General features: G+C 40.7%; 26 protein-coding genes. 19 read left to right on the plus strand and 7 right to left on the minus strand.

All coding sequences use genetic code 11. From position 1 onward, the window contains the following. Window positions 1–449 precede the first annotated feature (449 nt). Complete coding sequence (locus ABJN95_RS16280; RefSeq protein WP_348371938.1) at window positions 450–1,550, plus strand: OmpA family protein; 1,101 nt, start codon at window positions 450–452, stop codon at window positions 1,548–1,550. A gap of 602 nt (window positions 1,551–2,152) precedes the next feature. Next, window positions 2,153–2,557: a large conductance mechanosensitive channel protein MscL gene (gene mscL, locus ABJN95_RS16285; protein WP_348371940.1), complete on the plus strand. Its 405-nt coding sequence runs from the start codon at window positions 2,153–2,155 to the stop codon at window positions 2,555–2,557. Window positions 2,558–3,619: 1,062 nt separating this feature from the next. Here mscL and ABJN95_RS16290 read toward each other — a convergent pair. Continuing rightward, entirely contained in the window at window positions 3,620–4,375 is a 756-nt protein-coding gene (locus ABJN95_RS16290) for a sulfite exporter TauE/SafE family protein (RefSeq protein WP_348371941.1), read from the minus strand. A 75-nt stretch (window positions 4,376–4,450) separates the two neighbouring features. On the opposite strand from ABJN95_RS16290, the gene ABJN95_RS16295 reads away from it, so the two are divergent. The 3 genes from ABJN95_RS16295 (at window position 4,451) to ABJN95_RS16305 (ending at window position 8,024) form a co-directional block, all read left to right on the plus strand. Then, complete coding sequence (locus ABJN95_RS16295; protein WP_348371943.1) at window positions 4,451–6,262, plus strand: sodium:solute symporter family protein; 1,812 nt, start codon at window positions 4,451–4,453, stop codon at window positions 6,260–6,262. Between the two features lie 62 nt (window positions 6,263–6,324). Continuing rightward, entirely contained in the window at window positions 6,325–7,410 is a 1,086-nt protein-coding gene (locus tag ABJN95_RS16300; RefSeq protein WP_348371945.1) for a DUF5009 domain-containing protein, read from the plus strand. A gap of 2 nt (window positions 7,411–7,412) precedes the next feature. Then, complete coding sequence (locus tag ABJN95_RS16305; RefSeq protein ID WP_348371946.1) at window positions 7,413–8,024, plus strand: hypothetical protein; 612 nt, start codon at window positions 7,413–7,415, stop codon at window positions 8,022–8,024. A gap of 23 nt (window positions 8,025–8,047) precedes the next feature. Here the strand turns inward: ABJN95_RS16305 and ABJN95_RS16310 are convergent, their stop codons facing one another. Next, window positions 8,048–8,638 (minus strand): riboflavin synthase, encoded by a 591-nt coding sequence (locus ABJN95_RS16310; protein WP_348371948.1) that lies wholly within the window; start codon window positions 8,636–8,638, stop codon window positions 8,048–8,050. Window positions 8,639–8,697: 59 nt separating this feature from the next. Between ABJN95_RS16310 and pdxA the strand changes: the two genes are divergently transcribed. The 14 genes from pdxA to ABJN95_RS16380 all read left to right on the plus strand — a co-directional run bounded on the left by pdxA (window position 8,698) and on the right by ABJN95_RS16380 (window position 21,498). After that, window positions 8,698–9,744 (plus strand): 4-hydroxythreonine-4-phosphate dehydrogenase PdxA, encoded by a 1,047-nt coding sequence (pdxA, locus tag ABJN95_RS16315; protein ID WP_348371950.1) that lies wholly within the window; start codon window positions 8,698–8,700, stop codon window positions 9,742–9,744. Between the two features lie 129 nt (window positions 9,745–9,873). Then, complete coding sequence (locus ABJN95_RS16320; RefSeq protein WP_348371951.1) at window positions 9,874–10,407, plus strand: DUF177 domain-containing protein; 534 nt, start codon at window positions 9,874–9,876, stop codon at window positions 10,405–10,407. Window positions 10,408–10,415: 8 nt separating this feature from the next. Continuing rightward, window positions 10,416–10,613 (plus strand): 50S ribosomal protein L32, encoded by a 198-nt coding sequence (rpmF, locus tag ABJN95_RS16325; protein ID WP_348371953.1) that lies wholly within the window; start codon window positions 10,416–10,418, stop codon window positions 10,611–10,613. A 214-nt stretch (window positions 10,614–10,827) separates the two neighbouring features. After that, a complete protein-coding gene (locus tag ABJN95_RS16330; RefSeq protein WP_348371955.1) occupies window positions 10,828–11,823 on the plus strand; it encodes a beta-ketoacyl-ACP synthase III in 996 nt (331 codons plus the stop codon). A 29-nt stretch (window positions 11,824–11,852) separates the two neighbouring features. After that, complete coding sequence (accB, locus tag ABJN95_RS16335) at window positions 11,853–12,347, plus strand: acetyl-CoA carboxylase biotin carboxyl carrier protein (protein ID WP_348371957.1); 495 nt, start codon at window positions 11,853–11,855, stop codon at window positions 12,345–12,347. Window positions 12,348–12,440: 93 nt separating this feature from the next. Then, complete coding sequence (gene accC, locus ABJN95_RS16340) at window positions 12,441–13,790, plus strand: acetyl-CoA carboxylase biotin carboxylase subunit (protein ID WP_348371959.1); 1,350 nt, start codon at window positions 12,441–12,443, stop codon at window positions 13,788–13,790. Between the two features lie 313 nt (window positions 13,791–14,103). Next, complete coding sequence (locus ABJN95_RS16345) at window positions 14,104–15,216, plus strand: FAD-binding oxidoreductase (protein ID WP_348371961.1); 1,113 nt, start codon at window positions 14,104–14,106, stop codon at window positions 15,214–15,216. A 345-nt stretch (window positions 15,217–15,561) separates the two neighbouring features. Further along, entirely contained in the window at window positions 15,562–16,107 is a 546-nt protein-coding gene (locus ABJN95_RS16350; protein WP_348371962.1) for a hypothetical protein, read from the plus strand. 15 nt (window positions 16,108–16,122) lie between these two features. After that, window positions 16,123–16,572 carry a 3-oxoacyl-ACP synthase gene (locus tag ABJN95_RS16355; RefSeq protein WP_348371964.1) on the plus strand — a complete coding sequence of 150 codons (450 nt, stop codon included), beginning with the start codon at window positions 16,123–16,125 and terminating at the stop codon, window positions 16,570–16,572. Window positions 16,573–16,641: 69 nt separating this feature from the next. Beyond that, window positions 16,642–17,175 carry a helix-turn-helix domain-containing protein gene (locus ABJN95_RS16360; protein WP_348371966.1) on the plus strand — a complete coding sequence of 178 codons (534 nt, stop codon included), beginning with the start codon at window positions 16,642–16,644 and terminating at the stop codon, window positions 17,173–17,175. 6 nt (window positions 17,176–17,181) lie between these two features. Further along, entirely contained in the window at window positions 17,182–17,790 is a 609-nt protein-coding gene (locus ABJN95_RS16365; RefSeq protein ID WP_348371967.1) for a hypothetical protein, read from the plus strand. Between the two features lie 15 nt (window positions 17,791–17,805). Further along, a complete protein-coding gene (locus ABJN95_RS16370; protein ID WP_348371969.1) occupies window positions 17,806–18,294 on the plus strand; it encodes a (2Fe-2S)-binding protein in 489 nt (162 codons plus the stop codon). Continuing rightward, window positions 18,287–20,440 (plus strand): molybdopterin cofactor-binding domain-containing protein, encoded by a 2,154-nt coding sequence (locus ABJN95_RS16375; RefSeq protein ID WP_348371972.1) that lies wholly within the window; start codon window positions 18,287–18,289, stop codon window positions 20,438–20,440. The genes ABJN95_RS16370 and ABJN95_RS16375 overlap by 8 nt, the downstream gene beginning before the upstream one ends. Window positions 20,441–20,454: 14 nt before the next feature. After that, a complete protein-coding gene (locus tag ABJN95_RS16380; RefSeq protein ID WP_348371974.1) occupies window positions 20,455–21,498 on the plus strand; it encodes an MBL fold metallo-hydrolase in 1,044 nt (347 codons plus the stop codon). 10 nt (window positions 21,499–21,508) lie between these two features. Here ABJN95_RS16380 and arfB read toward each other — a convergent pair whose 3' ends face one another. The 5 genes from arfB to ABJN95_RS16405 all read right to left on the minus strand — a co-directional run bounded on the left by arfB (window position 21,509) and on the right by ABJN95_RS16405 (window position 26,642). After that, window positions 21,509–21,913, minus strand: coding sequence for an alternative ribosome rescue aminoacyl-tRNA hydrolase ArfB (gene arfB / locus ABJN95_RS16385; RefSeq protein ID WP_348371976.1), 405 nt, complete (start codon window positions 21,911–21,913; stop codon window positions 21,509–21,511). A 2-nt stretch (window positions 21,914–21,915) separates the two neighbouring features. Next, window positions 21,916–22,893 (minus strand): ABC transporter ATP-binding protein, encoded by a 978-nt coding sequence (locus tag ABJN95_RS16390; protein WP_348371978.1) that lies wholly within the window; start codon window positions 22,891–22,893, stop codon window positions 21,916–21,918. 137 nt (window positions 22,894–23,030) lie between these two features. Continuing rightward, complete coding sequence (locus ABJN95_RS16395) at window positions 23,031–25,187, minus strand: prolyl oligopeptidase family serine peptidase (RefSeq protein WP_348371980.1); 2,157 nt, start codon at window positions 25,185–25,187, stop codon at window positions 23,031–23,033. 95 nt (window positions 25,188–25,282) lie between these two features. Next, complete coding sequence (locus ABJN95_RS16400) at window positions 25,283–25,585, minus strand: antibiotic biosynthesis monooxygenase (protein WP_348371981.1); 303 nt, start codon at window positions 25,583–25,585, stop codon at window positions 25,283–25,285. A 67-nt stretch (window positions 25,586–25,652) separates the two neighbouring features. Then, entirely contained in the window at window positions 25,653–26,642 is a 990-nt protein-coding gene (locus ABJN95_RS16405) for an aspartate-semialdehyde dehydrogenase (RefSeq protein WP_348371983.1), read from the minus strand. Window positions 26,643–26,860: the final 218 nt, after the last annotated feature.

Raw genomic sequence — 26,860 nt, forward strand, 5'->3', positions numbered from 1 at the left:
CGCAGGTAGTTCCCCCTTGCGATAAGTTGGGTTTGAATTTGAATAGTTGGTTGTAAAAGGCTCTGTAAATCAGGGCCTTTTTTCTAGAGTAAGCACAAGAGGAAAATTGAAAAACCCAATCAAAGAAAAATTTGCATAACCGTAAAGAAACATCAACAAAAGCGATACAAAAATTGGTATTTGGCTTTTCAAACAGCGCACTTAAGTTAAAGAAGAAATGATTTCAGAGTTCAAGAAATTCTATTGCCCCAAGAGACATCTTTTGGCATCATCGGTGATCTTGAACTATCATCCTGGAAGATCTCGATTATTAATTAGTTTGGTTGGATACAAAGGTCCACGGGGAATGGGCCTTTTTCTTCCCAAAATAATATTGAATATCTCTAAGCAGGAGGTAAACACTTCACAAAAATAGTAACACAAACAAGTATTAATTAACACTAACAATTATGAAACGAGTACTTTTTTTATGCGCGACTATGGTCGCAACACTAGGTATGGCCCAAGACCTACCAACCAACCCAGAACCAGGTAAATGTTATGTGCGTTGTACTACGCCCGACGTTTACGTTAATGAGACCCTGTCAATTACAGTAAAACCTGCCTATAAGGTTTTAAAAACCGTTCCAGCAACCTACAAAACCGTTACGGAACGGGTTATGGTTAAAGCAGAAGGGAAAAAATTAACGATCGTTCCTGCAAAGTGGGGTACTGAGACGGTAACCTATGTTTCCAAAGAAGGAGCGAATAGCTTAAAAGTAATTCCAGCTTCTTTCTCCTCCAGTTCACAAACAATCGAAGTGAAGCCGGCCTATGCCCAATGGGAGTTGGGAGCTGCCGCCCCCGATTGTGCATCTGGCAACCCAGATGATTGTAGGTATTGGTGTTATAAGGGCTATCCAGCCGAATTCGCCACCTATTCTGGTCAGGAGTTGGCACAAGACGCCTCGGTGAGTAGATCTCCAATCGCATCGCAAAACGGCTCGTATACCAAGGCGGTTATGCTAGAACCAGCTAAGGTATTGGAGGAAGTTATACCAGCTCAATACAAAGAAATAACCAAAACAGTTTTAGACAAAGACGCGTATACCACTGAAGAAACGATACCCGCTCAAACTAAAACAGTAACCAGAGAGGTATTAAAGGAAAAAGGTGGATTAACCACTTGGAAAGAAGTAGAGTGTTCATTAGTTGAATACCAAGCACTTCCTATCAATTGGAATACAGGTAGCGCTACTTTAACTGCTGCCGCGAAGTCAATCATTGATACACGCCTAATGCCAGTTTTAGCTCAGAACCCAGGCGTAAAAGTGGAGCTTGCTTCTCACACTGATGTTAGAGGAGGTGCATCTTCTAACCAAGCCCTATCTGAACGTAGAGCTAAGGCCGTTGCCGATTATCTAATTAGCAAGGGAGTGAACTCAAGTTTACTGGTAGCTAACGGCTATGGAGAGACCAAGACCAAAAATAGATGTAAAGAAGGCGTGTCTTGTACAGAAAGAGAGCACGCTGTAAACCGAAGAACTGAGTTTAGATTGATAAATAACTAAGACACTTACCTAAGTTCTCAGGATTGCCAATAGCAAATAGGCTACTCCGGTTCCTTACCGCTATTGGCTCAATTCCTAGGTGTAGAAAAAATGGGACAAAAATACATAGCAAATTGGTTTAGGGCCTATTATACATTTGTTTGTGTTTCCCTAGGGGGCATATTGAGAGTAATTTCACATGCCCCTTTTTATTGAGATGTTAAGACACTATAAATTATCAAATACTATACAGATGGAAAAACCATTTTTCCCTCTTCTCTTAGCCGGCTTACTGCTGCTTTTCACGATGATAAGTATTCTCTTGTTGATCTTTTCGTAAACAATGCGTAAAGAGACGCGGAAAGTACGAACAAAAAGAGGAGTTAAAATATCAATAGGTAGTATTACAATAGTAAATAAAGTCGCCCTAAAATCTCATATACAAATAGGAAGCCCTTGTCGGCAAACAACATCTTTGAATTGTTGCATTGGAGAAACGCATCACATACCAAGACAGAGAGCAAAAACAACCTTAGTAGTTTAAATCAATTAGGTTGCTCCTAAAGCTAAGATTCAAACAACCTTTTAATTCAATTATTAATTAATTTTTAAACCAATACAAAATGCTCAAAGAATTTAAGAATTTTATTATGACGGGCAATGTGATCGACTTTGCCGTTGCGGTTATTATGGCAACAGCACTTGGAGCCGTAATTACTGGATTCGTCGAAAATGTTGCAATGCCATTTGTTGGATATTTTTCAGGCGGAGCCGATTTCGCAAATATGTTTACAGCCATGGATGGGAAGGAATATGCAACTCTCGATGCAGCCCGTGAGGCAGGAGGTGCCGTCATTGCATGGGGAGCATGGATAAATACCATTGTGAACCTATTAATTGTTGGGCTGGTAATGTTTATGATTGTAAAAGCCTACAATAAAACAAAAGCTCCTGAACCAGAGGCGGCTCCAGCAGGACCAACGGCAGAAGAATTGCTAGCAGAGATTAGAGATGCATTGAAAAAGTAATGCAGTAAAGCAGTTTTACCAATTAAAAGCCTAGAATTAATTTCTAGGCTTTTTCTATTATTACCCTTTGAGAGCTACTTCGATAGATTTTGCAAACTTGTATACATGAGTATTTTCTTGAATAGTTAGCATACTGTGATTTATATGCATTTTAGAACGCAGCGCAAACGCCACAAAACCGATTTTAGTTGGTATTTTTTCTGAGCATTCGGGCAATTGTACATTATAAATACGCAGGAATAAACCTACTTATATGCCGTTTATCTGTAAAATTTGCTGTTCATCGACATGAAAAATTAAAATCATGCGCTTTCTTTTCAATCGCAGCTCACTTTTTAGTTTTGCGCAAAGCCAGTCCCCTAATCAGGCATGGCTACATGAATGGCTTTTTGAAAATAGAATCAGTTAATGAACATTTTAGACATTCCATTTGTTATTGAGATTTTTTTTGTCATTAGCACCCTAGTATTTGCGCTAGCCTTATATGCTATTTTACCGGTGTTCCTTTACAAAAAAATAAAAATTTACAAACCGTCTTTTATAAGTTCATTGTGGCATAAATATGTGAAAAATATCTTTTTCGGTGTTGGAAAAACATCCTTTCCACCGAAGTAAAAAGAAATTAAAAATTTGTTCTTGACTAGCTATAAGGGTTAAGATATTGAAATTGTGATATAAGACAGCACAGGGCTATACGAAACACTAACCGTTATGTATTACCCCATGTCCAACTAAGGTAAAAACCGAGTTTGATTTGTTGTAAGCTAGGGGCTTTTTTTACTCAAGCGAAGAAAACTCTCGTGGGTTTAGTACACCCACTCTTGGTTGTGGTTTTTACAAGTTGGACTCAAAAGCCTTGATTTTCAGGGCTTTTAAAAACTTGCCTTCCAATTCAACTGATATCAAATGATATCGGTTGAAGATAGGCTTTACATAGGATGGTTGCCAGTTTGGTTTTAATTATAAAAAGGGTTTCGTTAGTCCCACATTTCGAATATTCATTTTTATATAAAACCTTCCCTCAGCTGGCAGGTAATCCTCCTTTGGCTTCCAAAGTGAATCTTATTTGAAGAAAATAACGATGGCCCCTAAGGCCGTGAGTACCAAAATCATCTTGCGATAGAAATCATCTTTGATTTGTTTTACCACCTTTATTCCCACGATAATCCCTAAAATAATTCCTGGAATCAACTTTAAGTCAAACAACAGCGTCTCTGTAGAAATGGTCTCCCATATAAAAATGTGGAAGGGTAGTTTAATGATGTTTATGATCAAGAAAAGCCAGGCCGCTGTACCTATAAATTCGTTTTTAGGTACCCGCATAGCCAGAAAGTAGATGTTGCTAAAAGCACCACCTAGATTACCGATCATGGTTGTTATACCCGCTATGGTTCCTACCGTTCCAGCAAAAAGCCAGTGTGTTGGTACTGTTTTTGATTTCCTTTTATCCCACCAATACATCATCCCAACACTCACTAAAATGATAATGGCCATGCCTATTTTAAAGGCCTGCTCATCCAAATCATTTCCTAACAAAACACCTATAAGGATTCCAAAAATCATCCAGGGCAAAAATCGAATGATGTACGACCACTGTGCATGCCTATTGTAGTAAATAACCGCAAAAACATCTCCAAAAATCAATAAGGGAACTACAATACCTGTTGATTCTTTTGCTTCGAAGGCCAGTGCCATCAACGTGACATTAACAATAGCAATACCCTTGATTCCAGCTTTCGAAAGTCCAATTACAATAGCAGCAGAAATCGCTAATGCCCAGGCAGAAATTGAAATAGTAGAAGCTTCAAATATGGTCACAAGTAAGGTTTAACGACAAAAGTATTCTAATTTATTTTATCTTTAAACATTAACAACGAACCAAACGACCCAACTATGGAATTAAGCTCGCTCGATTATGGCTTTATAATTGTATTCTTCTCAATTGTCTTAGGAATTGGAATTTATGTTTCCAAAAAGTCAGGCGAAAGCTCCTCTGAATTTTTTCTTTCCGGCAGAACCATGCCATGGTGGTTGTTAGGGCTTTCAATGGTAGCTACTACCTTTTCTACAGATACGCCAAATTTAGTAACCGATTTGGTAAGAACAACCGGGGTTTCGGGTAACTGGGGCTGGTGGTGTTTCTTACTGACTGGAATGCTCACCGTTTTTGTGTACGCCAAACTATGGCGGAAATCAAATGTAAAAACCGATCTGGAGTTTTATGAATTACGGTATGGAGGCAAACCTGCTAGTTTTTTGAGAAAGTTTAGAGCCGTCTATTTAGGTGTCTTATTTAATGTGATAACCATGTCAGCCGTTACTTTGGCCGCCATTAAAATAGGTGGAATTATGCTAGGCTTAGAACCCTGGGAAACTGTAGTAGGGGCAGGACTAATCACGGTTGTATTCAGTGCTTTGGGCGGATTTAAAGGTGTGGTTTATACCGATTTCCTTTTATTCTTTGTAGCGATGGCAGGTGCTATCGGAGCGGCCTTTTATTTGGTGAATATTCCTGAAGTGGGGGGCTTACAAGCCGTAATAGAAAACGAGGCTGTAAAAAATAAGATGGATATTCTACCTGATTTAAGCGATACGAAAATGGTGATTACCATATTGGTAATTCCGTTGGCGGTGCAATGGTGGAGTTCTTGGTACCCTGGAGGTGAGCCTGGGGGTGGAGGTTATATTGCGCAGCGAATGTTAGCGGCTAAAAATGAAAATCACGCCATTGGCGCTACCTTCTTTTTTAACATCATGCACTACGCATTACGGCCTTGGCCCTGGATTTTAGTGGCGCTGGCTTCTTTGGTTGTTTATCCAGATGTCGCAAGCATTGCAGAGGCATTTCCAAATGTTCCCGCTGATAAATTAGGCCATGATTTAGCCTATTCAGCCATGTTGACCAAACTACCCAGCGGGTTACTCGGCGTTGTGCTTGCCTCTTTGATTGCCGCCTATATGAGTACCATTTCGACCCAATTGAACTGGGGTTCTTCGTATTTGGTGTTTGATTTTTACAAGCAACAAATCAACCCAAACGCCACAGAAAAACAAATGGTAACTTTTGGAAGATTATCAACCGTTTTGTTAATGGTATTAAGTGCAATTTTGGCGTTATTAATGCAAAATGCAATGGACGTATTCAACCTGCTCTTATCTTTCGGCGCTGGTACCGGACTGATTTTTATTCTGAGATGGTTTTGGTGGCGCATCAATGCTTGGAGTGAAATTTCTGCGATGTTTGCATCGGGAATATTATCGATTCTTATCGCAACAACCTCTTTGAAATCTTTCCTTTTTGATGCTGAAACCGGACTTTTACCCGAATGGGGAGAGCTGCCTTTTATTATGGTCACAACTACTATAATTTGGGTGTTTGCCACATTTGTAACACAGGCAGAATCAAAAGAGGTGCTTCGTAGTTTCTATCGTAAAATTCAACCGGGAGGACCTGGTTGGGCCAAAGTAGTTGAAGAGGCAAAAACCGACAATGTTGACATCGTAAATTCCAATGAAAAATGGAGCGTTCCGTCGGGCATTACTGCTATGATATTAGGGGTGGTACTTATCTACTCCATCATGTTTGCTACGGGCTATTGGATTTATGGCCGAACCACTTCGGCTGCCATCTTGACTGCGGTGGCAGCGCTTTCTGGGTTCCTTCTAATCAAAGCCTGGAATCGAATGAAAGAAAATATCCTGTAAAGTGTTGACCAAAAAATAAAAAGAATTCCGTCTTCACTGGAATCACCATAAAACATTTTATCATGAAAGACAGAATCTTATCCGTAGATATTTTCAGAGGGGCGACCATCGTTTTGATGATTTTGGTAAATACCCCAGGCACTTGGTCTGCAGTCTTTCCCCCCTTACGACATGCCGAGTGGGATGGTTATACCCCTACAGACCTTGTATTTCCTTTCTTTTTGTTTATCGTGGGCACCTCAATTGTATTTGCCTACCAGCATAAGGTAGTCAATCAAGGCACCTATCGAAAGATTACGGTTCGAGCGCTAAAATTAATCGGCCTTGGACTTTTTCTTGGGGCATTTACGCTTAGCTTTCCGTTTTTCAAAGATTTCGCCGATATCCGTTTCCCGGGAGTTTTGCAGCGTATTGGTGTAGTTTTCTTTTTTGCGTCTATACTGTTCCTAAATTTTAATTGGAAAACCTTAATAGGCATTGCGGTTTTTTTCTTGATTGGATATTGGTTGTTGATGACGCTAGTTCCGGTAGAAGGGGTGGCCTCAACCTTGGAGCGGGCCCCTAACAATTTGGCGAATTGGTTAGATGTCAAAGTATTTGGAACACACAACTATAAAGCAGATTACGACCCAGAAGGTCTTTTAAGCACCATTCCTGCTATTGCGAGTTCGCTACTTGGAATTTTTACAGGACTTATTTTGACATCAAAACAAGAGAAAAAAGCCACTATTTTAATGGGCATTGGTGGTGCAATGCTAATCATAGGTCATTTTTGGGATGTCTTCTTCCCAATCAATAAAGCCCTTTGGACAAGTAGTTTCGTTTTGGTTACCGCTGGATGGGCCAATTTAATTTTGGCATTGATTTACTATATGACAGATGTAAAAGGAATCCAATTCGGAAGCATATTCCGATATGCAGGTGCCAATGCAATCATACTCTATTTTCTGTCAAGTTTTATCAGCAAGGTAATGGGCATGATTAAGGTAGGCGAGACCTCGTTACACGGGTGGCTTTTTGATACCGTTTATACGCATGATTTTATATCAATGCAACTGTCTTCTCTACTTTACGGATTAACAGTGGTTGGCTTTTATATACTATTGGCACACGTTTTGTACCAAAGAAGGATATTCTTTAAGGTATAACTATGTACAAAGTCTTCCGCTTAGCGGGATTTCTGCTCACATTGACTTTATTAGCCTTGCCGTTGCAAAGCGCAGCTCAAAATGACGCTCAAGAGGGGTATGTGGTAACCTCTGCCAATGACACTTTATATGGTTTGCTACGAGACCGAAAAACTGGTGCTTTTAGCAAACTATACAAGAAAGTCAAATTTAAAGGGAAAAGAGGAAAATCGAGATATGGACCTAAAGAAATTAAATCATACACCATAGGGAGTAGTACTTTCGAAAGCCTTCAAATCATTCAAACTGGTGGCTTTTTAGACGATGAATATACCGAATCTGCTGCAGGTGATTTTCAATTCTTAAAAGTTGTTGCAAAAGGATCTCTATGCTATTACCTAATGGAATTTGAAGATGCGGATTCAGGATATATAGACACTATTGCTTTTTTTAAAAAAGAAGATGGCCATACCTTGGTTCGGGTGAACCAAGGCTTATTTGGTTTAAAGCGAAAGAAACTAGCGCTATTTTTATCAGATTGCCCTGAGCTAGCACAAAACATTATAAATAAGCGCATCAAACACCCCATGGAAATAGTTCGTTTTTACAACAATTGGAAACACAAAGATTTGTAAAAGAGTACGGGCTAAAACCGTTATCAATGGGTTTGCTGCATCAATTTAGCCACATATTTTCCAATTACATCAAACTCTAGGTTAACCACAGTTCCAACCTTATAGCTGTTGAATCGGGTATGCTCATAGGTATATGGTATGATGGCTACACTAAATGTATTCTTGCCAGAGTCAACCACCGTCAGACTGGTTCCGTCAATAGTAATTGAGCCTTTTTCTATAGTTGGGTTGTTGGTAGATACATCATATTCAAAAGAAAATAACCAACTCCCCTCTTCTTCTCGCACAGCAGTACATACTCCGGTTTGGTCGACATGACCTTGAACAATATGGCCATCTAGACGACTTCCCAAAATCATGGCACGTTCTAAATTGACTTTATCTCCAACTTCAAGATGGCCTAGACTTGACTTTTGAAGTGTTTCTGATATAGCCGTAACGGTATACGAATTCTCTTGCAAGGATACTACGGTCAAACATACCCCATTGTGCGCCACACTTTGGTCAATTTTCAATTCTTGGGTAATAGCAGAATTGACGGTAATATGCAGATTGCTCCCGTCTTGTTCCAATTTGGTGATTTCCCCCAAAGTTTCAATTATTCCCGTAAACATCTTCCGTTTAAATTAAGTAGTTTTGTAAATTCAACCCTCGCGCAAAGGTAAAAAATAAGATGGACGAAAACAGAAAAATAACGCTGGGCATTTCCATTGGGGACTTGAACGGAATAGGGTGCGAGGTAGCCCTTAAAACCTTTCAAGATTCAAGAATGCTCGATTTCTGTACTCCTGTTTTTTTTGCGTCTAACAAGACCATTGCGGCGCAAACAAAGGCACTCAGAATGGATATCAAGTACAATGGTATTCAAGAGGCGTCAAAAGCGATTGATGGGAAAATCAATGTTGTAAATGTTTGGAAAGAAATACCAAACCTCCAATTCGGTGAAGCCACTGAAGAAGCAGGATCCTACGCCATACAATCGCTAAAGGCGGCCGTAGAAGCACTTAAAAACAATGAAATCGACGTATTGGTCACTGCTCCCATCAACAAAAACAATATTCAATCTGAAGACTTTAAGTTTCCTGGCCATACCGATTATCTAGCACAAGAACTGGAAGGTGAAAGCCTGATGTTTATGGTTACTGACGGGCTTAAAGTGGGCTTGCTTACAGATCATGTGGCCGTCAAAGATGCCCCTGCTGCCATCAACCCCATATTAATACGAACCAAAGTGCGAACGGTTGAAAAATCACTACGGGCAGACTTTGGTATTCGCAGTCCGAAAATAGCATTGCTAGGTATTAACCCCCATAGCGGAGATAATGGCACTATTGGGAAAGAGGACGACGAAATATTGAAACCTGTCATCAAAGAAATGTCAGATGCTGGTCATTTCGTTTTTGGGCCTTATGCAGCCGACAGTTTTTTTGGTTCAGAATCACATAAGAATTTTGATGCCATATTGGCAGCGTATCACGATCAGGGGTTGATACCCTTTAAGACGCTTTCTTTCGGCAAGGGGGTGAACTATACTGCTGGTCTAAGCAAAGTGAGAACCTCTCCAGACCATGGCACGGCTTATGAAATTGCCGGAAAAGGGGAGGCAGATTTTGGCTCATTTAAAGAAGCCGTTTTTACAGCACTTCGTATATTTAAGAATAGGAAAGAATATGAAGGGCTAACTGAGAATATTTTGCAAAAACAAAGGGTACGACGTTAGAAACACAACGCCTTGTCACCCTTAGTTTAAGAGTATATTTTTTCGCGTTTTCGCTGTTGTCTATTATTAAAATAATAGTATCTTTGCAGCCGCCTTTCATACAGGTGCAGCGTTATAAACAACTGGGTTATGATGAAAAAAAAGGAGTTTAGCATTCCTTTTTCAGGATTGAAGCAAGGAAAACACAAGTTTGAATACGCAGTAAATAATGAGTTCTTTGAATCTTTTGGATACACTGATTTCAACGATGCAAAATTAGATCTGCAGGTTTTACTCCATAAAACGAGTACGATGCTGGAGTTTGAATTGAAAGCAGACGGGCTGGTTAATGTAGATTGCGATAGTACGAGCGAACCCTACGATCAACCCATTTCCACAGCGCTGGAGTTGGTGGTGAAGTTTGGTGAAGCTTACAATGATGAGGATGATGAAATATTGATCATTCCACATGGTGAGCATCAAGTGAACCTTGCACAGTACGTATATGAAATGATTGTGCTGGCTGTTCCTCAAAAGCGAATTCACCCCGGAGTTTTAGATGGGTCATTGGATTCTGAAGCTCTAAAAAAGCTTGAAGAACTCCAACCAAAAGAAAGAAAAGACAATACAAAAGATACGGATCCCCGATGGGATGCTTTAAAAAAGTTAATAACGGATAAATAAGTTGTAAAATGGCACATCCTAAGAGAAAAATTTCCAAAACTAGAAGAGACAAAAGAAGAACGCACTACAAAGCTGTAGCGCCAACTTTGGCCACCGATTCTACTACTGGTGAAATGCACTTGTACCACAGAGCACACTGGCACGAAGGTAAATTATACTACAAAGGTCAAGTTTTGATCGATAAAACAGAGGAAGCCGAAGCTTAGGCCGTATGCTGAGAAAAGTAAAAATAGAACTCCCGCTTTAAGTTGGGAGTTTTTTAGTGAAAAAGGGTTTCAAAAACAAACCAAACCCATTATTTTAAGTGGGAAAGCGCAATTTTTAAAAAAAAAGCTTTTTGTGCAAAATGTCATGAAAAATGAGTAATTTTCACCGTTTTTTAACCTTTTTTGAAGATTTTTTGACAAAAACCGCTTCAGTATGAGCAAAGTAACGGCAGCTATAACGGCTGTGGGATCGTATGTTCCCAAATTTGTTATGACCAACAAGTTGTTGGAGGAATTGGTCGAAACCAATGATGAGTGGATAACGACCAGAACAGGAATCAAGGAAAGAAGAATCTTAAAAAAAGATGAAGGAGAGGGGTCTTCTTATTTGGCAATTCAAGCGGCTACTGATTTACTTCAAAAAAGAAACCTAAATCCATCTGAAATAGACTTGATTATTGTGGCTACAGCTACACCAGATAGTATGGTAGCCTCTACAGCTGCCTTTGTAGCCTCTGAAATTGGGGCAACAAACGCTTTTGCATACGATTTGCTGGCAGCATGCTCAAGTTTTCTTTTCGGCATGTCGACCGCTGCAAGCTATATTGAATCGGGCAGATACAAGAAAATATTGCTAATCGGTGCTGATAAAATGTCATCTATAATAGACTATACAGACCGAACTACCTGTATTATTTTTGGTGATGGGGCTGGAGCCGTGCTTTTCGAACCAAATACGGAAGGTTTGGGCTTTCAAGATGAATATTTAAGAGCAGATGGATCAGGAAGGAAGTTTTTGGGTATGGAAGCAGGAGGTTCTTTGTTACCTGCAACTCATGAGACCGTAGATGCCGGACAACATTTCATCTTTCAAGACGGTAAATCAGTATTCAAGTTCGCCGTTTCAAATATGGCGGATGTAGCGGAGAAAATTATGATACGCAACAAGCTTACCGACGCTGATGTTGCTTGGTTAGTGCCACATCAAGCCAATAAACGTATTATTGATGCTACTGCCAATCGAATGGGCTTAGATTCAGAACGAGTGATGATGAACATTCAAAAGTACGGCAATACAACCTCGGCTACTTTGCCATTGCTTTTGTCAGACTACGAAAGTCAACTAAAAAAAGGAGATAACTTGGTTTTCGCCGCTTTCGGTGGAGGCTTTACTTGGGGCTCAATTTATTTGAAATGGGCTTATAACTAAAACGATACAGAACTTAAACCGAAATCTATATGGACATTAAAGAAATTCAGAGTCTCATCAAGTTTGTGGCAAAGTCAGGAGCCAGCGAAGTAAAGCTTGAAACCGATGATATTAAAATAACAATTAGAACAGGAGCCATTGGTAATGCGCCAGAGACCACCTATGTTCAACAATTGCCTGTAGCCCAGGCTACCATACCTCAAGTGATGGCCCCTCCTCCAATCGAGGCTGCAAGTACTCCCGCTGAAACTGCTGCTACAGATGCAGCGGAGGATGATTCGAAATATATCACTATTAAATCACCTATAATTGGTACCTTTTATCGCAAACCCGCTCCTGATAAACCTTCGTTTGTTGAAGTTGGTTCTGATATTGCAAAAGGAGATGTGCTATGTGTTATTGAAGCTATGAAGCTTTTCAATGATATTGAATCTGAGGTTTCCGGTAAAATCGTTAAGATTTTAGTTGATGATTCATCTCCGGTGGAGTTTGACCAACCCCTATTTTTAGTAGATCCATCATAAGTTAAATCCCAAATTCCAAAAAACAAATTCCAAAAGGAGCGTTTGTAATTTGGTACTTGATCCCGAAACATCGGGAGAAATTAATCTAATGATATGTTTAAAAAAATATTAATTGCGAATAGGGGAGAAATAGCACTTCGAGTGATTCGAACCTGCAAGGAGATGAGTATAAAGACGGTAGCGGTCTACTCCAAGGCCGATGAAGAGAGTTTGCATGTTCGTTTTGCTGATGAAGCGGTTTGCATTGGGCCTGCACCGAGTAGCGAATCATACTTGAAAATACCGAATATCATTGCGGCCGCTGAAATTACAAACGCTGACGCAATACACCCAGGGTACGGATTTTTATCTGAAAACTCCAAATTCTCTAAGATCTGTGCAGAACATGATATCAAGTTTATTGGTGCATCTGGTGAGCATATTGACAAAATGGGAGATAAGGCCACAGCTAAAGCAACCATGAAAAAAGCGGGTGTGCCCTGCGTACCAGGATCCGATGGAATTTTAAAAGATGTAGCCGAAGCGAAAAAGGTTGCGAAGAAAATGGGTTATCCGGTCATGATTAAGGCGACTGCCGGAGGTGGTGGAAAAGGAATGCGAGCGGTTTGGTCAGAAGATGCAATGGAAGACCTTTACGATAGTGCGGTAAAAGAAGCCACAGCAGCTTTTGGTAATGGCGGCATGTATATGGAGAAACTGATTGAAGAACCACGCCATATCGAAATTCAGGTCGTAGGTGACCAATATGGTAAAGCTTGTCATCTATCGGAAAGAGACTGTTCTGTACAACGAAGACATCAGAAATTGACAGAAGAGACACCTTCTCCCTTCATGACTGACAAACTTCGTGAGGAGATGGGTGCAGCGGCTATAAAGGCTGCGGAATTTATTAAATACGAAGGCGCGGGTACAGTAGAGTTTTTAGTTGATAAACATCGCAATTTCTATTTTATGGAAATGAATACGCGTATTCAAGTAGAACACCCTATAACTGAGCAGGTAGTTGATTACGATCTGATACGCGAGCAGATATTGGTGGCCGGGGGCGTTCCTATTTCAGGTAAAAACTATCTCCCGAAGCTACATTCTATAGAATGTCGTATTAATGCCGAAGATCCTTATAATAACTTTAGACCCTCCCCAGGAAGGATAACAACTTTGCATACCCCTGGTGGTCATGGGGTGCGTATGGATACCCATGTTTACAGCGGGTATACTATTCCTCCTAATTACGATTCAATGATCGCCAAGTTGATAACCACAGCTCAAACCCGAGAAGAGGCTATAAATAAGATGAAAAGAGCCTTAGACGAGTTTGTAATAGAAGGCATAAAAACAACGATTCCATTCCATAGGCAATTGATGGATCATCCAGATTATTTGGCCGGAAATTATACCACCAAATTCATGGAAGATTTTGAAATGGAGCCCGAAACCGAATAATATAAAAAACCCTCGATAAATTCGAGGGTTTTTTTGTGGCTTACATCAAAATTAAGTGTGGTCTTAAAAGTCTTAAAACCAACCCCGGAGTTGGTTGTGCAAGCATTTGATCGATCACTATCATAAGAATTGGTGCTTCATCGATAAAATACATCACAAAAACACAGTATTCACAAAGAGAAAGCGACTATTATTTGCTTAATAACAGACTGATTAGTCTGTTCAAGGGCCAGAATGAACATATAGACAAACCGCAAAAAGCGCGCTAAAAACACAGTGCTTTTATCATTCCTTTTGTTTGTATTTTAGTAGCATGAACCTCAGTTATTGGGAATACCAAACCTGGCTTTCCAACATCGATTTTACGGTTGTTGGAAGCGGTATTGTTGGGCTTAATTGTGCGCTATATCTTAAAAAGATGTATCCTGCGGCAAAAATATTGGTTTTGGAAAAAGGACCGCTTCCTCAGGGTGCCAGCACCAAAAATGCAGGTTTTGCCTGTTTTGGAAGTATTTCAGAGATTTTAGCCGACCTCAAACTTCATGCGGCGGATGAAGTGAAAGAACTAGTTCAAAAACGTTGGAATGGCATTCAACTCCTGCGAGAAAATCTTGGAGATATCAATATCGATTTTCAACAACACGGCGGACATGAATTGTTTCTAGAAACGCATAATATCCTTTATCAAAGGTGTTTAGATACTTTAGACGAAGTAAATAGGTTGTTGCTCCCGGTTTTTGGTGCAAAGGCATTTGAACCCCATGAGAACAGCTTCAATTTCAAAAATATCCAAGAAAAGTATATCACCAATCGTTTTGAAGCTCAAATAGATACAGGCAAGATGATGTCGGGCTTGCTGCGGTTGGCCCTAAAAAGCGGCATTACCATCTTAAATTCTATTAGCGTGGAGGAATTTGTTGAAAACCAAGATACTGTTGTTGTGAAAACGAAGCAGTTCGAATTTCACACCAGAAAACTATACGTTGCAACCAACGGTTTTGCTTCACAGCTGCTAAAAGAAAAGATAAAACCCGCTCGGGCACAGGTTTTAATCACCAAACCTATAAAGAACCTGCATATCAAAGGCACATTTCATTTAGACGAGGGGTACTACTATTTTAGAAATATAGATGATCGTATTCTATTCGGAGGAGGTAGAAATCTTGACTTTAAAGGTGAAGAAACCACCAAATTTGGAGCAACTGAATTGATTCAAAACCAATTGGAAACCATCTTGAGCGAAAGTATTTTGCCAAACACACCCCATGAAATCGAAAGAAGATGGAGTGGTATTATGGGAATGGGCCATCAAAAGAAGCCCATTGTCAAGCAGCTTTCCAACAACGTATACTGTGGCGTACGATTAGGTGGTATGGGTATTGCAATAGGGAGTTTGGTTGGCAAAGAACTTGCAGAGCTCATGTAGCAAACCATAGGAGTAGCTTCCTTTGAGATGTATGGTTGCAAAAGGCAATGATAATCTCCTTAATATTGTATAAATAGCTGACAATAAGCATATTGTAATTCCCTTTTTTCGAATATTCTAAAAAGGAGGTGTTTTTATTGCTACCAATTCCTTTTTATCGCTATATTGTCGTCCCCCGAAACAGCAGAATTCAGCCCTGAGTCCTGTGTTTTAGTAGAACTCAACCTTTCTTCCGATGTGAAATCATACATGTGGTCTTGTGCAATTGATGGTGCAGCATAGCAATAAAAAGGTCTAGAACAACCTGTTTATTGGCTGTGTAGTATTGTAACGAGAACACTATATATGAAAAACGGATTTGACCTATTTCAAAGGGGGTTTCTTTTGCTGCTATTTTTAGTTTGCAGCCCACTTTTCTCTCAAGAAAATGAGGGTTTATATGCAAGTGCAGAACAAACTAGTGTTCTTGTTTTAGAGCCTTCATACCGAAGTTCAAAAACCAATAAATCATTCGGAAAGAAATATCATTATCTCGTAGCTCGAGCCTATTTCAAATTACTTGCTGAAGCCCAAAAGTCTGAAAGAAAACTTAGAACAGAATTTGAGCGCTACACTTTTGAAAATGAAAAGTTCGATCGAGACGGAAATATTGCTTTTCAAAAAAAACTGAACCTTGCCTACACCAAGTATAAGGCGCATAGTGCTATGTTGTCTGGGTTAAAATCGTGGAATCTTTTCAGCGAGAATAGAACCGGAGATATGTTTTATTTCATGGCAGAAAACGAGGATCGTATTTTTCAAATGTACAAGGGAAAATTGGCAGAAGATAAAATGGTCAAATATTTAATCTATAAATTGGCCGACCTCTATCATCTTGAAGGAGAGAAATGACTATCTTCCCCCTCAATGAATGTAAAACAAGAACTTTCCGAGTTTTGCCAAGAATATGTCAATAGCAGAACCCTACGTATTCAAGACAGTATTAAGCGTATTCAAGAGTCGCTAAATGCCGAAACCAAAAGCAGTGCAGGCGACAAACACGAAACGGGTAGAGCCATGTTGCAGCTAGAAAGAGAGAAGCTTGGGCAGCAGCTACTTGAAGTTGAAAGAATGGCTATCATTCTTTCGCGGATTTCAATTGCAATTAAGACCAACGCCGTGGTTCTAGGCAGCTGGGTTAAAACTTCAAAAAGAGATTATTTTTTAGCTATTTCGGCAGGGGCTTTTGAAGGTACCACCAAGCCTATTTATTGTATCTCAAGAGCAACGCCAATCGGAAAATTATTGTTAGGGAAGTCTATTGGTGACGTAGTAGACTTTAATGGAGAGAAAATCAGAATATCAGAAATAGTATAAGAAACCTTTTCTTTGAAACGCTGTTGAATAATTTTTTATATCTTAGTAAGTGAGTACTCACTATTTTGAATGACAGACAAAAAAGAACAAATCTTATTTGTAGCCTTAGAGCTATTTGCTAATGAAGGCTTCAAAGGAGTTCCTACAAGCAAGATCGCGAAGCAAGCAGGGGTTTCTGAAGGGTTAATTTTTCGACATTTTACAAATAAACAAGGGCTTTTAGAAGCAATACTAGGTCTTGCCGTAGAAAAAACGAAAACCATATTTAAGCCCATCATAGCTGAAATGGATCCAAAAAAAGTACTTGAAAAAACGATTTTGTTTCCCTTTAGTATCAAAAAAGACGAATATCATTTTTGGAAACTACAGTTCAAATTAAAATGGGAGCTCGAGCTTTCTGGGAAAGAAAAAATGCAGCCGCTAATCGATAAACTAGCTTGGGCGTTTAGAGAATTGAACTATAAAAATTCAGAGCAGGAAGCAGTAATGCTAAACCACATCATCGAAAGCGTATCTGGAGGAATTCTAAAGGAAGGTTTGGAAACCCAACTTGCGTTAAAAGACTTTTTATTGAACAAATATGATATCACCCCTAAAAACTAGAACCGCATGAGTAAGTCAGTACTGTCTTTTTTAATCACGGTGCTCATCGTTGGAGGAGTCGTTTTTGCCTTAAACTATTCAAGTACGGAGTCAAATTATGTCCCTATGGCGCAAGTGACCGCTGTGGCCGAGCATGACGCCTACAACAAAATGATGGATGTTTTGATGAGTCCGAGATGTATTAACTGCCACCCAAATGACCATATCCCCAAACAGGCAGATGATGGTCATCCACATTATTTTGGAATGTCAAGAGGCGTAAATAATTTGGGCTATCAGGCTACAAAATGCACTACCTGTCACCAAACAGAAAATAATGATTATTCTGGCGTTCCAGGAGCTCCTGAGTGGTCTCTGGCACCCGATAAAATGAAATGGGAAGGATTGACTAGAAGTCAAATCGCACGCTCAATGCTTAACAAAGCGAACAATGGAAATCGCAGTCTAGAAGAACTTGAGCATCATTTGACCGAACATGAACTCGTACTTTGGGCTTGGAATCCCGGAGTGAATGCAGATGGCGTTCCACGAGAGCCACCACCTGTTCCTTTAGCCGAATATAAAGCCGCTGTTAAAGAATGGATTGAACATGGTGCTATCGTACCTGAAGATTAAAAATAGCTATATAGTATGAAAATATCATTCTTTATTAACGGCACTTCACAATCGGTTGAGATTGCAGACGAGAACACGCCATTACTTTGGGTAGTGCGCGATATACTTGACCTCAAAGGAACAAAATTTGGCTGTGGAAAAGCCGCTTGTGGCGCATGTACGATTCAGGTCGATGGTGCGGCAGTTCGTTCGTGTTCGTATGCGGTGAAGTTTGCTGAGGGCAAGCGAATTACAACCATAGAAGGGCTTGGCACCAAAGACAATCCGCATCCAGTACAACAGGCGTGGATTGAAGAAATCGTTCCCCAATGCGGGTACTGCCAACCTGGATTTATGATGGCAACGGCTGCTTTGTTAGAACAGAACCCAAAGCCTACCGATGAAGATATTGACAAGGATATCATCAATGTATGTCGTTGTGGCACGTACTATCGTATGAGAAAAGCGATTCACCGAGCGGCTGAAATCACCCAAACAAATTTAAATACCGAAGAAAATGGCTAAGGAAAAAAAGAAAGTCTCCAGAAGAAAGTTTTTGGTTCGAGGTGGCTTAGGAACGGTTGGCGTTTTAGCGGTAGGTTCCTATATTTTCAGAAATCCAATACGAAGGTCGCTATTGGCCATGGCGAACACCTTGGATGTGGCGTATATGGGTGATACTAGTCATCCGATGTTGTGGTTTGAATTGACCAAAGACAATAGGATCATATTACACTCTCCAAAGGTGGAAATGGGGCAGGGCTCCTTTACAAGTATGGCACAAATGGCCGCAGATGAACTTGAAATTGCCATTAATAAAATAGAGGTAGTTCACGCAGCTACCGCTACAGGTAATATTGATGGAATGAGCACCGGAGGCAGCACTTCCGTGTCTGGGCTCTGGCAACCTTTACGCGAAATTGCAGCAACCTTTCGCGAGATGCTTAAGAACGAGGCTGCTAATAAAATGGGAGTTGAAGCATCAACTTTGACAGTAAAACATGGCACTTTTACAGCGAATAGCAAGCAACTTACTTTTGCGGAAGTAGCTGAAGGTGTTACCGAATGGGAAATTCCAGACACGCCAATCCTTAAAGATATCAAAGACTATAAATACATTGGAAAACCCATTCCGCGAGTAGATTTAAACGCGAAAGTTTATGGCGAACCGATTTTTGGTATGGACGCAACGATGCCCAATATGCTATTTGGTACCGTGGTTAGACCAACCAAAATCGGAGCAAAGTTCATAAGTGCTGATGTTTCTAAGGCTGAGACTATGCCCGGGGTTGTAAAAGTTATTCAAGAGGATGATTTTGTAGGCGTTGTTGCGCATTCCTTGATCGAAGCCGAAAATGCCAAGAAAGCCATAGTAGTAACATGGGATAGTTTGACAAATCTTCAAACAGAAGATATTACTTCGGTAATGACTGTGGGTAATGGAAAATCGACGATAATTCAAAAGGAGGGTGATGAAGTGGATGAGGATGGTTTGGTATCTATGGAGTTTAGAAGCCCTATTGGCGCACATGCACAGATAGAACCCAATGGCGTATTAGCATCAGTAGAAGGTACCACAGCCACCATTATAATCTCCACTCAGGTCATTGGTATTACGCGTAGAGAAGTAGCCGATAGGTTGGGCCTAGAGGAAGAAGATGTAAACGTTATTCCCACCTATTTAGGCGGTGGTTTTGGACGTCGTTTGCATACACCGCATGCCGTTCAGGCAGCGGTAATGTCAAAAGCCGTAGGCAAACCCGTCAAGTATTTTTTTAGTAGAAAAGAAGAATTTCAGCATGATATGTTCCGCCCTCCTACGCATCATGTAATGAAGGGAAAATTAAATGCAAACGGGCTATTAGAACATCTCGAACATCATTTCGTTAGTGGTGATGTGGGAAATAATTCCGCTATGATTCCAAGTATGCTCCCTACCATTATCGGTGCCGATGTCGGAGCTATACGGGGGGGATTTATTCAATACGGCAAAATTCCCAACTATAGGTCGGTCTACTGGCATGTAGATTTACCCTTCGCGACAAGCTGGTGGCGTAGTCTGGGCCTTTTGGCCAATACATTTGCGATAGAAAGTTTTATGGATGAAATGGCGTTGCGTGCACAAAAGAATCCCGTTGAATTTCGATTAGCTCATATTCAAGACGATGAGGCTGGTACGCGATTGCGCCAGGTCATACGAGCTGCTGCCGACAAAGCTGGCTATACAGATGAGGTGATAAACGGGCGAGCCATGGGATTTGCAGCTTCTACAGATGCAAACACACCTTGCGCCCAGGTAGCTGAGGTTTCAATCGAGGGTAATGAAATTAGAGTGCATAAAGTAACGCTTGCAATGGATCCGGGAATTTCCGTAAATCCAGATCAAGTAAAAGCCCAATGTGAAGGATGCGTTATTATGGGCATGAGTGCCGCTATGTTTGAACAAATGCATGTTAGTGATGGCGAACTCAGCCCAACCATCTACGGCCCCTATAACATGGCTTTAATGAAGCATGCTCCTAAAGAAATCGATGTGGTTTTACTACAGGGTACGGATAAACCAGGAGCGGTAGGTGAGCCTCCTTTAGGACCAATCGGAGCAGCAGTGGCGAATGCTGTTTTTAGACTTACAGGAAAACGATTGCAAAATATGCCATTACAACTTAGCTAAAAATACAATCCTATATGAGCAAACAGTTTGGCGGAAAGGTGACCAAAGCCTTGGAAAATAGTTATGGTCGATCCGAACATTGGGATGGTAAGAAATTCCTAAACATAGAGGAAACTAGCATGAACATTAGCCCCAGTAAGATTCCAAAACTCTTTTACAAACAGTTTTTCGAAAAATCAGGTAGAGCTCCCAAAAAAAAACTCCCTATCCTTCCTTTTGAACAAGATGCCTTTCTTAGTCCTTCCGAAAGAACAAAAATTATTTGGTACGGGCACTCCGTTGCTTTACTGCGCATAGCTGGCAAGACCATATTAATAGACCCCATGCTCGGGCCAAATGCTGCGCCGATTTCTCCTTTTCCAATCCGCCGGTTTTCCGAAAACACCTTGAATTTGATCAACAGCTTTCCTGAAATTGATCTGGTTCTAATGACGCATGACCACTACGATCATTTAGATCTGGCAAGCATAGCAATGCTAAAGCCCAAAGTGAAGCAATATTTCGTGGCGCTAGGAACTTCTAGACACTTAGAATCATGGGGTATTTCTAAAGACATCATTCAAGAATTTGACTGGTGGAATACGGCAAACTTTGAAGACATTGAAATTACCTTCACCCCTACCAGACATTTTTCGGGAAGGGGTTTAACCGATCGGGCAAAATGCCTATGGGGTGGTTGGGTCTTGAAATACCAAACAGAAAATATATATTTCAGCGGCGATAGCGGCTATGGCCAACACTTCAAGGAAGTTGGATCAAAATTGGGTCCATTTGATTTAGGCCTTATGGAATGTGGACAATACAACGAAAATTGGCATCAAATACATATGTTTCCTGAAGAAGCGGTACAAGCCGCTCGCGATGCCAAGGCGCAAACGATTATGCCTGTGCATTGGGCCGGTTTTGCACTTGCGCAGCACCCTTGGAAAGACCCCTTTGAACGATTCATCAAGGCCTGCGCTGATGCGCAACAAGCGTTTATCGTGCCGAGACTAGGCGAATTGGTCAACTTGAATATACTTACAGATTCAACGGAATATTGGAAGGCATTGGAATAAACCCGATTCATTATTCCAAATCAGGCTTGGTACGATTGGCTTTTTTCAGTGCCGCCTTTTTCTTGTGCATCAACCTTTTTTCAACCGATGCCTTAGATGGTTTCGTTGCCTTTCTCTTTTTTGGAACTTTTAAGGCAGCTGCTATTAGTTCTAAAAAACGCTTGATAACAAGTGCTTTGTTTTTATGTTGGCTACGACTTTCATCGCCTTGAAGATGCAAAATATTTTCTTTGGTAAGGCGATGCCCCAATTTCAATACAATGCGTTCCTTTTCAGTATCAGAAAGCGCATCGGACGCATTCAGGTCAAAAGACAATTCGATTTTGGTAGCAACCTTATTGACATGTTGGCCACCTGCTCCACTACTTCGTACTGCTTTAAATTTGAGTTCCTGAATGATTTTCGATCTATCCATGCCTAGGAGTTACCCATTCGTTGGTTGATGGTTTCTATCGAGATATTTAGAAAAACTTCCTTCCCATCTTCCAAAGCTTCGTTGTGGTTAAAATATACATCCTTCCCTTCATAGGTGCCCACAATTAAATATTGCCCTCCCATATAGTAAGACCCCTTAACAGTGGCAGGGAGACCCGACTTGGCAGACACCTTGAATTCATGGGCATAAACAATGATCTGGCGTTTGGTATCGGCATAAGATTTTACAATATTGATAGGGATTTTATTGGCTTCCCCAAAAAGAGACGCAACGTAAAGGTCTTTTGGGTTTCGATATAAATTTTCAGGACTGTCTTTGGCTATAATTCGCTTGTCACGCAGTACTATAACACGATCTGCAAATGGAAGCATGTCATTATGGTCATGTGTTGCTGTCAAAACTGTAATATGCTGTTTTCTCAGATATGCGAAAAGATTTCTTCGCATGCTATTCTTTCTAAAGTTGTCAATATGACTAAAAGGCTCATCAAGCAATAGCAAGCGGGGTTCTTGTGCCAAGACTCTTGCCAAGGCCACGCGCTGCTGCTGCCCACCACTTAAAAAACGCACCTTGGTTTGCGCGAGATCTGTCATTTCAATCATCGCTAACAACTCATTGGTTCGCTCCTCTAGAAGTTCGGGTTCAAGAACAGAAAGGTATTGGCTTACATTTTCATAAACCGTGGTATACGGCATGAGGTCAAAGTCTTGCGAAAGGTATTTCATGTAAGGCTCCCCTGGAACAAGATTATATAACGGCCCTAAAACTTGCGAGTCGTTCCAATACACTTCTCCAGTTTTTATTTGAAGTAGCCCATAAATTATTTTGAGAAGGGTGCTTTTTCCACAGCCACTCTCCCCGATTACACAAACGTGTTCTCCTTGATTTACCTTTAGATTGATATCTTCCAAAACGAGGGTCTCGTCATATGCAAAAGAAACATGATCTACTTGAAGCATGATATAGGCAGAAATTTGATTGAATGTACTCTTTATTCGTTACGGAAATAAAGGTATTCTCTTAAGCAAGAGTCGGGGCCATACATTTAAAAGTACGGCTCTATCAAAGAAACGGACTTTAACATTAAATATTGAAGTTACTCTTTAAATTCTTTTAAAACTGCTTGGTTAGGTAACTCCTTAAACCCCATGTTGTGCAGTGTAAACCCAAAAATATCAGCATATTGTTCAATGGTTTTGCTCACAGGAGTACCTGCTCCATGCCCGGCGTTGGTTTCGATGCGGATCAAAGTGGGGTTTTTTCCCTCTTGTTTTTCCTGCAATTCGGCCGCGAATTTAAAACTATGCGCAGGTACAACGCGATCATCGTGGTCTCCTGTTGTTATCAAGGTTGCTGGGTATGCTACCCCTGCTTTCACATTGTGAACCGGAGAATATCCTTTTAAATAGTCAAACATTTCCTTGCTATCTTCTGAAGTGCCGTAATCGTAGGCCCATCCGGCGCCCGCAGTAAATGTATGATATCGCAACATGTCAAGCACCCCCACGGCCGGCAACGCCACTTTCATCAAATCTGGGCGTTGTGTCATAGTGGCTCCAACAAGCAAGCCACCATTACTACCTCCACGTATCGCCAAATAATCAGAAGAAGTATACTTGTTTGCAATTAAATACTCGCCTGCCGCTATAAAATCGTCGAATACATTTTGCTTTTGCATCTTGGTGCCTGCATCATGCCATTTTTTGCCGTACTCTCCCCCTCCGCGAATGTTAGGTACTGCATAAATACCGCCTTGCTCCATCCAAATCGAATTTACAATGCTGAACGACGGGGTGATACTGATATTAAAACCCCCATATGCATACAGAATTGTTGGATTCTTTCCATTCAATTCAATGCCCTTTTTGTGCGTGATCATCATTGGAATTTTAGTACCATCTTTAGACTCATAGAAAATCTGGTTACTCTCATATTCTTCGGGATTAAAGTCAATTTCGGGTTTCCAATAGGATTGGTATTCGCCTGTTTCTACATTGTATTTATAGGATGAACCAGGAATAATATAGTTCGTAAAATAGAAGTAAAACTCCTTGTCTTCCTTTTTACCTCCAAAGCCAGAAGCGCTTCCCAAGCCGGGAAGCTTTACCTCTCGAATCAACTTTCCATTATAATCGTATTGCAATATTTTAGAAAGCGCATCGACCATATATTCAGCAAAAAAGTATCCGCCGCCTGTATTTGGCGTAAGCACGTTTTCCGTTTCAGCAATAAAATCGACCCAATGCTCAGGGGCAGGGTTTTCAGCATCAACGGTAACTATTTTAGTGTTAGGGGCATTTCTATCTGTGACGATGAACAGTTTTGAGCCCACATTTTCAATGATCGTATTATCAGATTCAGTGTCTTCTACAACCGGAATCAGAAGGGCGTTAGGGTCTTTTAAATTTTGAATGAAAAGTTTATTCCCCGAGGTAGAAGTAGCCGCTGAAAGTACCAAATAGTTTTGATCTTCGGTTACACTAGCACCGATATAACGGTGTTTTTCATCAGGCCTGCCCCCAAAAACAAGTTCATCTTGATCTTGTGAGGTTCCAAGTTTATGAAAATACACCTTGTGTTGGTCGGTCTTGGCCGAAAGTTCACTCCCTTTGGGTTTGTCATAGCTTGAGTAATAAAACCCCTCATTTCCCCTCCAAGAAAGTCCGCTGAACTTGATATCAACAAGGGTGTCTCCTTTAATTTCTTTGGTCTCTGTATCAATTACAATGGCCTTTCGCCAGTCGCTTCCTCCTTCAGAAATGAGATAGGCTGCCATAGTACCATCTTTGGTAAAACTCAAGCCCGCTAACGAGGTCGTTCCGTCTTCTGAAAAGGTGTTTGGGTCTAAAAAGACCTCCGCTTCACCTTCGCCCTTTTTCCGGTAAACTACATATTGGTTTTGGAGTCCATCATTCTTATAGAAATAAGTGTAGTTGCCTTCTTCAAAAGGAGCCGTAATCTTTTCATAATTCCACAGTTTTTCCAATCGATTTTTGAGGTCATTTCGAAACGGAATTTGCTCTAAGTACCCGAAGGTTGTTCTGTTTTGGGTTTTTACCCATGCCTCGGTTTCAGGGCTGCGATCGTCCTCTAACCAGCGGTAAGGGTCTTTGACTTCAGTTCCGAAATACGTGTCAATGGTGTCGGCTTTGGCGGTAGTAGGATAATTCACGGCAATAGGTTCTTTTTTGGTTTGTGTTTGACAGGCGAACAGGAAAAGGGCAAGTGGCGATAAAAGGGCTATTTTCTTCATTACGAATTCATATTGATACACTCTAAAAATACCATAAAAAAACCTTTGACAACCAACTTGTGCCAAAGGTTTTAACATTCTTTAACGCATTCTAGTTAAGATGCGAAAACTTCGTAATGCTGTACGTTTTCTGAAAATTCTAGTAGAAAGTCGACATCCTCCGGATAATACTTTGCCTTTTCCATATCATCTCCTGCGAACTGCTTTATGACCTCTAAACTCTCCCAATAGGTAATCAAGGTGAAATGACCTTCTTTATCATTTGGTTGTCTTAGGAAACTAAGATTCACGAAGCCTGGTGTCTTTTGATAATCTGGAATTGCCCTGGCTTTTAAGAATGCAGTGTAGGCCTCCATATGCTCGATTTTAGTTCTTCCCTTCCAAATTCTGGCTATCATAATATGACGTTTACCGTTGCTATACCCGAATGCCTAAACAAGCAACCTATGACTCCCTACTACGGTTTTATACCAGTGCGTTTTCAACCAAATATTCGGCAATCTGCACCGCATTGGTAGCTGCGCCTTTACGCAAATTATCAGATACAACCCACATGTTCAAGGTATTGCGCTGGGTTTCATCTCTGCGAATGCGCCCTACAAAAACCTCATCCTTGTCATGTGCGTAAATTGGCATTGGATAAGTATTCGTATCTGGATTGTCTTGAACCGTTACCCCGGTGGTCTCGTTTAGAATTCGACGAACCTCATTAAGTTCAAAATCAGTATGAAATTCAACATTTACCGATTCTGAATGCCCCCCAGCCGTTGGAATGCGTACTGCGGTTGCGCTTACTGAAAAGGTTCTGTCATCTAGTATTTTTTGGGGCTCGCGAGCTAATTTCATCTCTTCTTTGGTATACCCGTTTTCTAAAAACACATCACAGTGTGGCAAGGCGTTTCTACTAATAGGATAAGGATAGGCCATCTCTCCTTGAATACCCGCCATCTCATTTTCAAGCTGTTTTACCGCTTTGACACCTGTTCCAGATACTGATTGATATGTTGAAATGACTACACGTTTCATTTGATACTTTTTATGCAGCGGAGCCAGGGCCATCACCAATTGAATCGTAGAGCAATTGGGGTTAGCAATAATTTTATCATCGGCAGTCAATAGGTCTGCGTTAATCTCAGGAACCACCAGCTTTTTAGAGGGATCCATTCGCCAGGCCGATGAATTGTCAATCACAGTAGTACCCACCTCAGCAAACTTTGGTGCCCATTCTAGGGAGGTATCACCTCCTGCTGAAAATATGGCAATGTCTGCCTGTGATCTTACCGCTTCTGAAAGACCAATGATGGTATGTTCGACTCCTTGATACGATAACTTTTTACCAATAGAACGTTCAGATGCTACCAATAGCAACTCTGTAATCGGAAAATTACGTTCCGCCAATACTTTCAACATAACTTCGCCAACCATTCCGGTGGCACCTACAACGGCTACTTTCACTTTTGTATGCGTTTAGAATTCGAGAGGTCAAAGGTAGCCAATGTCTTGAACTGTACAAGCACCAACATCAAGAATAATTAAAATATAACAAAATGTTATACATATCACAATAAATACTCTTAAAGGTCATCCTGAGTGCCTGCCTGACATGGTCGTTCAGGTATGCGAAGAGGTTGAAAGTTATAGGCTTATTGCGCTGAGGATGACATTTGGGTATA

The sequence above is a fragment of the Maribacter sp. genome, from assembly GCF_039974175.1.
GTDB lineage: Bacteria > Bacteroidota > Bacteroidia > Flavobacteriales > Flavobacteriaceae > Maribacter_C.

Bases quoted from the DNA above. Each gene is read 5' to 3' on its own strand.
- ABJN95_RS16280 (WP_348371938.1), top strand. From the start codon at position 450: ATGAAACGAGTACTTTTTTTATGCGCGACTATGGTCGCAACACTAGGT.
- mscL (WP_348371940.1), top strand. From the start codon at position 2,153: ATGCTCAAAGAATTTAAGAATTTTATTATGACGGGCAATGTGATCGAC.
- ABJN95_RS16295 (WP_348371943.1), top strand. From the start codon at position 4,451: ATGGAATTAAGCTCGCTCGATTATGGCTTTATAATTGTATTCTTCTCA.
- ABJN95_RS16300 (WP_348371945.1), top strand. From the start codon at position 6,325: ATGAAAGACAGAATCTTATCCGTAGATATTTTCAGAGGGGCGACCATC.
- ABJN95_RS16305 (WP_348371946.1), top strand. From the start codon at position 7,413: ATGTACAAAGTCTTCCGCTTAGCGGGATTTCTGCTCACATTGACTTTA.
- ABJN95_RS16310 (WP_348371948.1), bottom strand. From the start codon at position 8,638: ATGTTTACGGGAATAATTGAAACTTTGGGGGAAATCACCAAATTGGAA.
- pdxA (WP_348371950.1), top strand. From the start codon at position 8,698: ATGGACGAAAACAGAAAAATAACGCTGGGCATTTCCATTGGGGACTTG.
- ABJN95_RS16320 (WP_348371951.1), top strand. From the start codon at position 9,874: ATGATGAAAAAAAAGGAGTTTAGCATTCCTTTTTCAGGATTGAAGCAA.
- rpmF (WP_348371953.1), top strand. From the start codon at position 10,416: ATGGCACATCCTAAGAGAAAAATTTCCAAAACTAGAAGAGACAAAAGA.
- ABJN95_RS16330 (WP_348371955.1), top strand. From the start codon at position 10,828: ATGAGCAAAGTAACGGCAGCTATAACGGCTGTGGGATCGTATGTTCCC.
- accB (WP_348371957.1), top strand. From the start codon at position 11,853: ATGGACATTAAAGAAATTCAGAGTCTCATCAAGTTTGTGGCAAAGTCA.
- accC (WP_348371959.1), top strand. From the start codon at position 12,441: ATGTTTAAAAAAATATTAATTGCGAATAGGGGAGAAATAGCACTTCGA.
- ABJN95_RS16345 (WP_348371961.1), top strand. From the start codon at position 14,104: ATGAACCTCAGTTATTGGGAATACCAAACCTGGCTTTCCAACATCGAT.
- ABJN95_RS16350 (WP_348371962.1), top strand. From the start codon at position 15,562: ATGAAAAACGGATTTGACCTATTTCAAAGGGGGTTTCTTTTGCTGCTA.
- ABJN95_RS16355 (WP_348371964.1), top strand. From the start codon at position 16,123: ATGAATGTAAAACAAGAACTTTCCGAGTTTTGCCAAGAATATGTCAAT.
- ABJN95_RS16360 (WP_348371966.1), top strand. From the start codon at position 16,642: ATGACAGACAAAAAAGAACAAATCTTATTTGTAGCCTTAGAGCTATTT.
- ABJN95_RS16365 (WP_348371967.1), top strand. From the start codon at position 17,182: ATGAGTAAGTCAGTACTGTCTTTTTTAATCACGGTGCTCATCGTTGGA.
- ABJN95_RS16370 (WP_348371969.1), top strand. From the start codon at position 17,806: ATGAAAATATCATTCTTTATTAACGGCACTTCACAATCGGTTGAGATT.
- ABJN95_RS16375 (WP_348371972.1), top strand. From the start codon at position 18,287: ATGGCTAAGGAAAAAAAGAAAGTCTCCAGAAGAAAGTTTTTGGTTCGA.
- ABJN95_RS16380 (WP_348371974.1), top strand. From the start codon at position 20,455: ATGAGCAAACAGTTTGGCGGAAAGGTGACCAAAGCCTTGGAAAATAGT.
- arfB (WP_348371976.1), bottom strand. From the start codon at position 21,913: ATGGATAGATCGAAAATCATTCAGGAACTCAAATTTAAAGCAGTACGA.
- ABJN95_RS16390 (WP_348371978.1), bottom strand. From the start codon at position 22,893: ATGCTTCAAGTAGATCATGTTTCTTTTGCATATGACGAGACCCTCGTT.
- ABJN95_RS16395 (WP_348371980.1), bottom strand. From the start codon at position 25,187: ATGAAGAAAATAGCCCTTTTATCGCCACTTGCCCTTTTCCTGTTCGCC.
- ABJN95_RS16400 (WP_348371981.1), bottom strand. From the start codon at position 25,585: ATGATAGCCAGAATTTGGAAGGGAAGAACTAAAATCGAGCATATGGAG.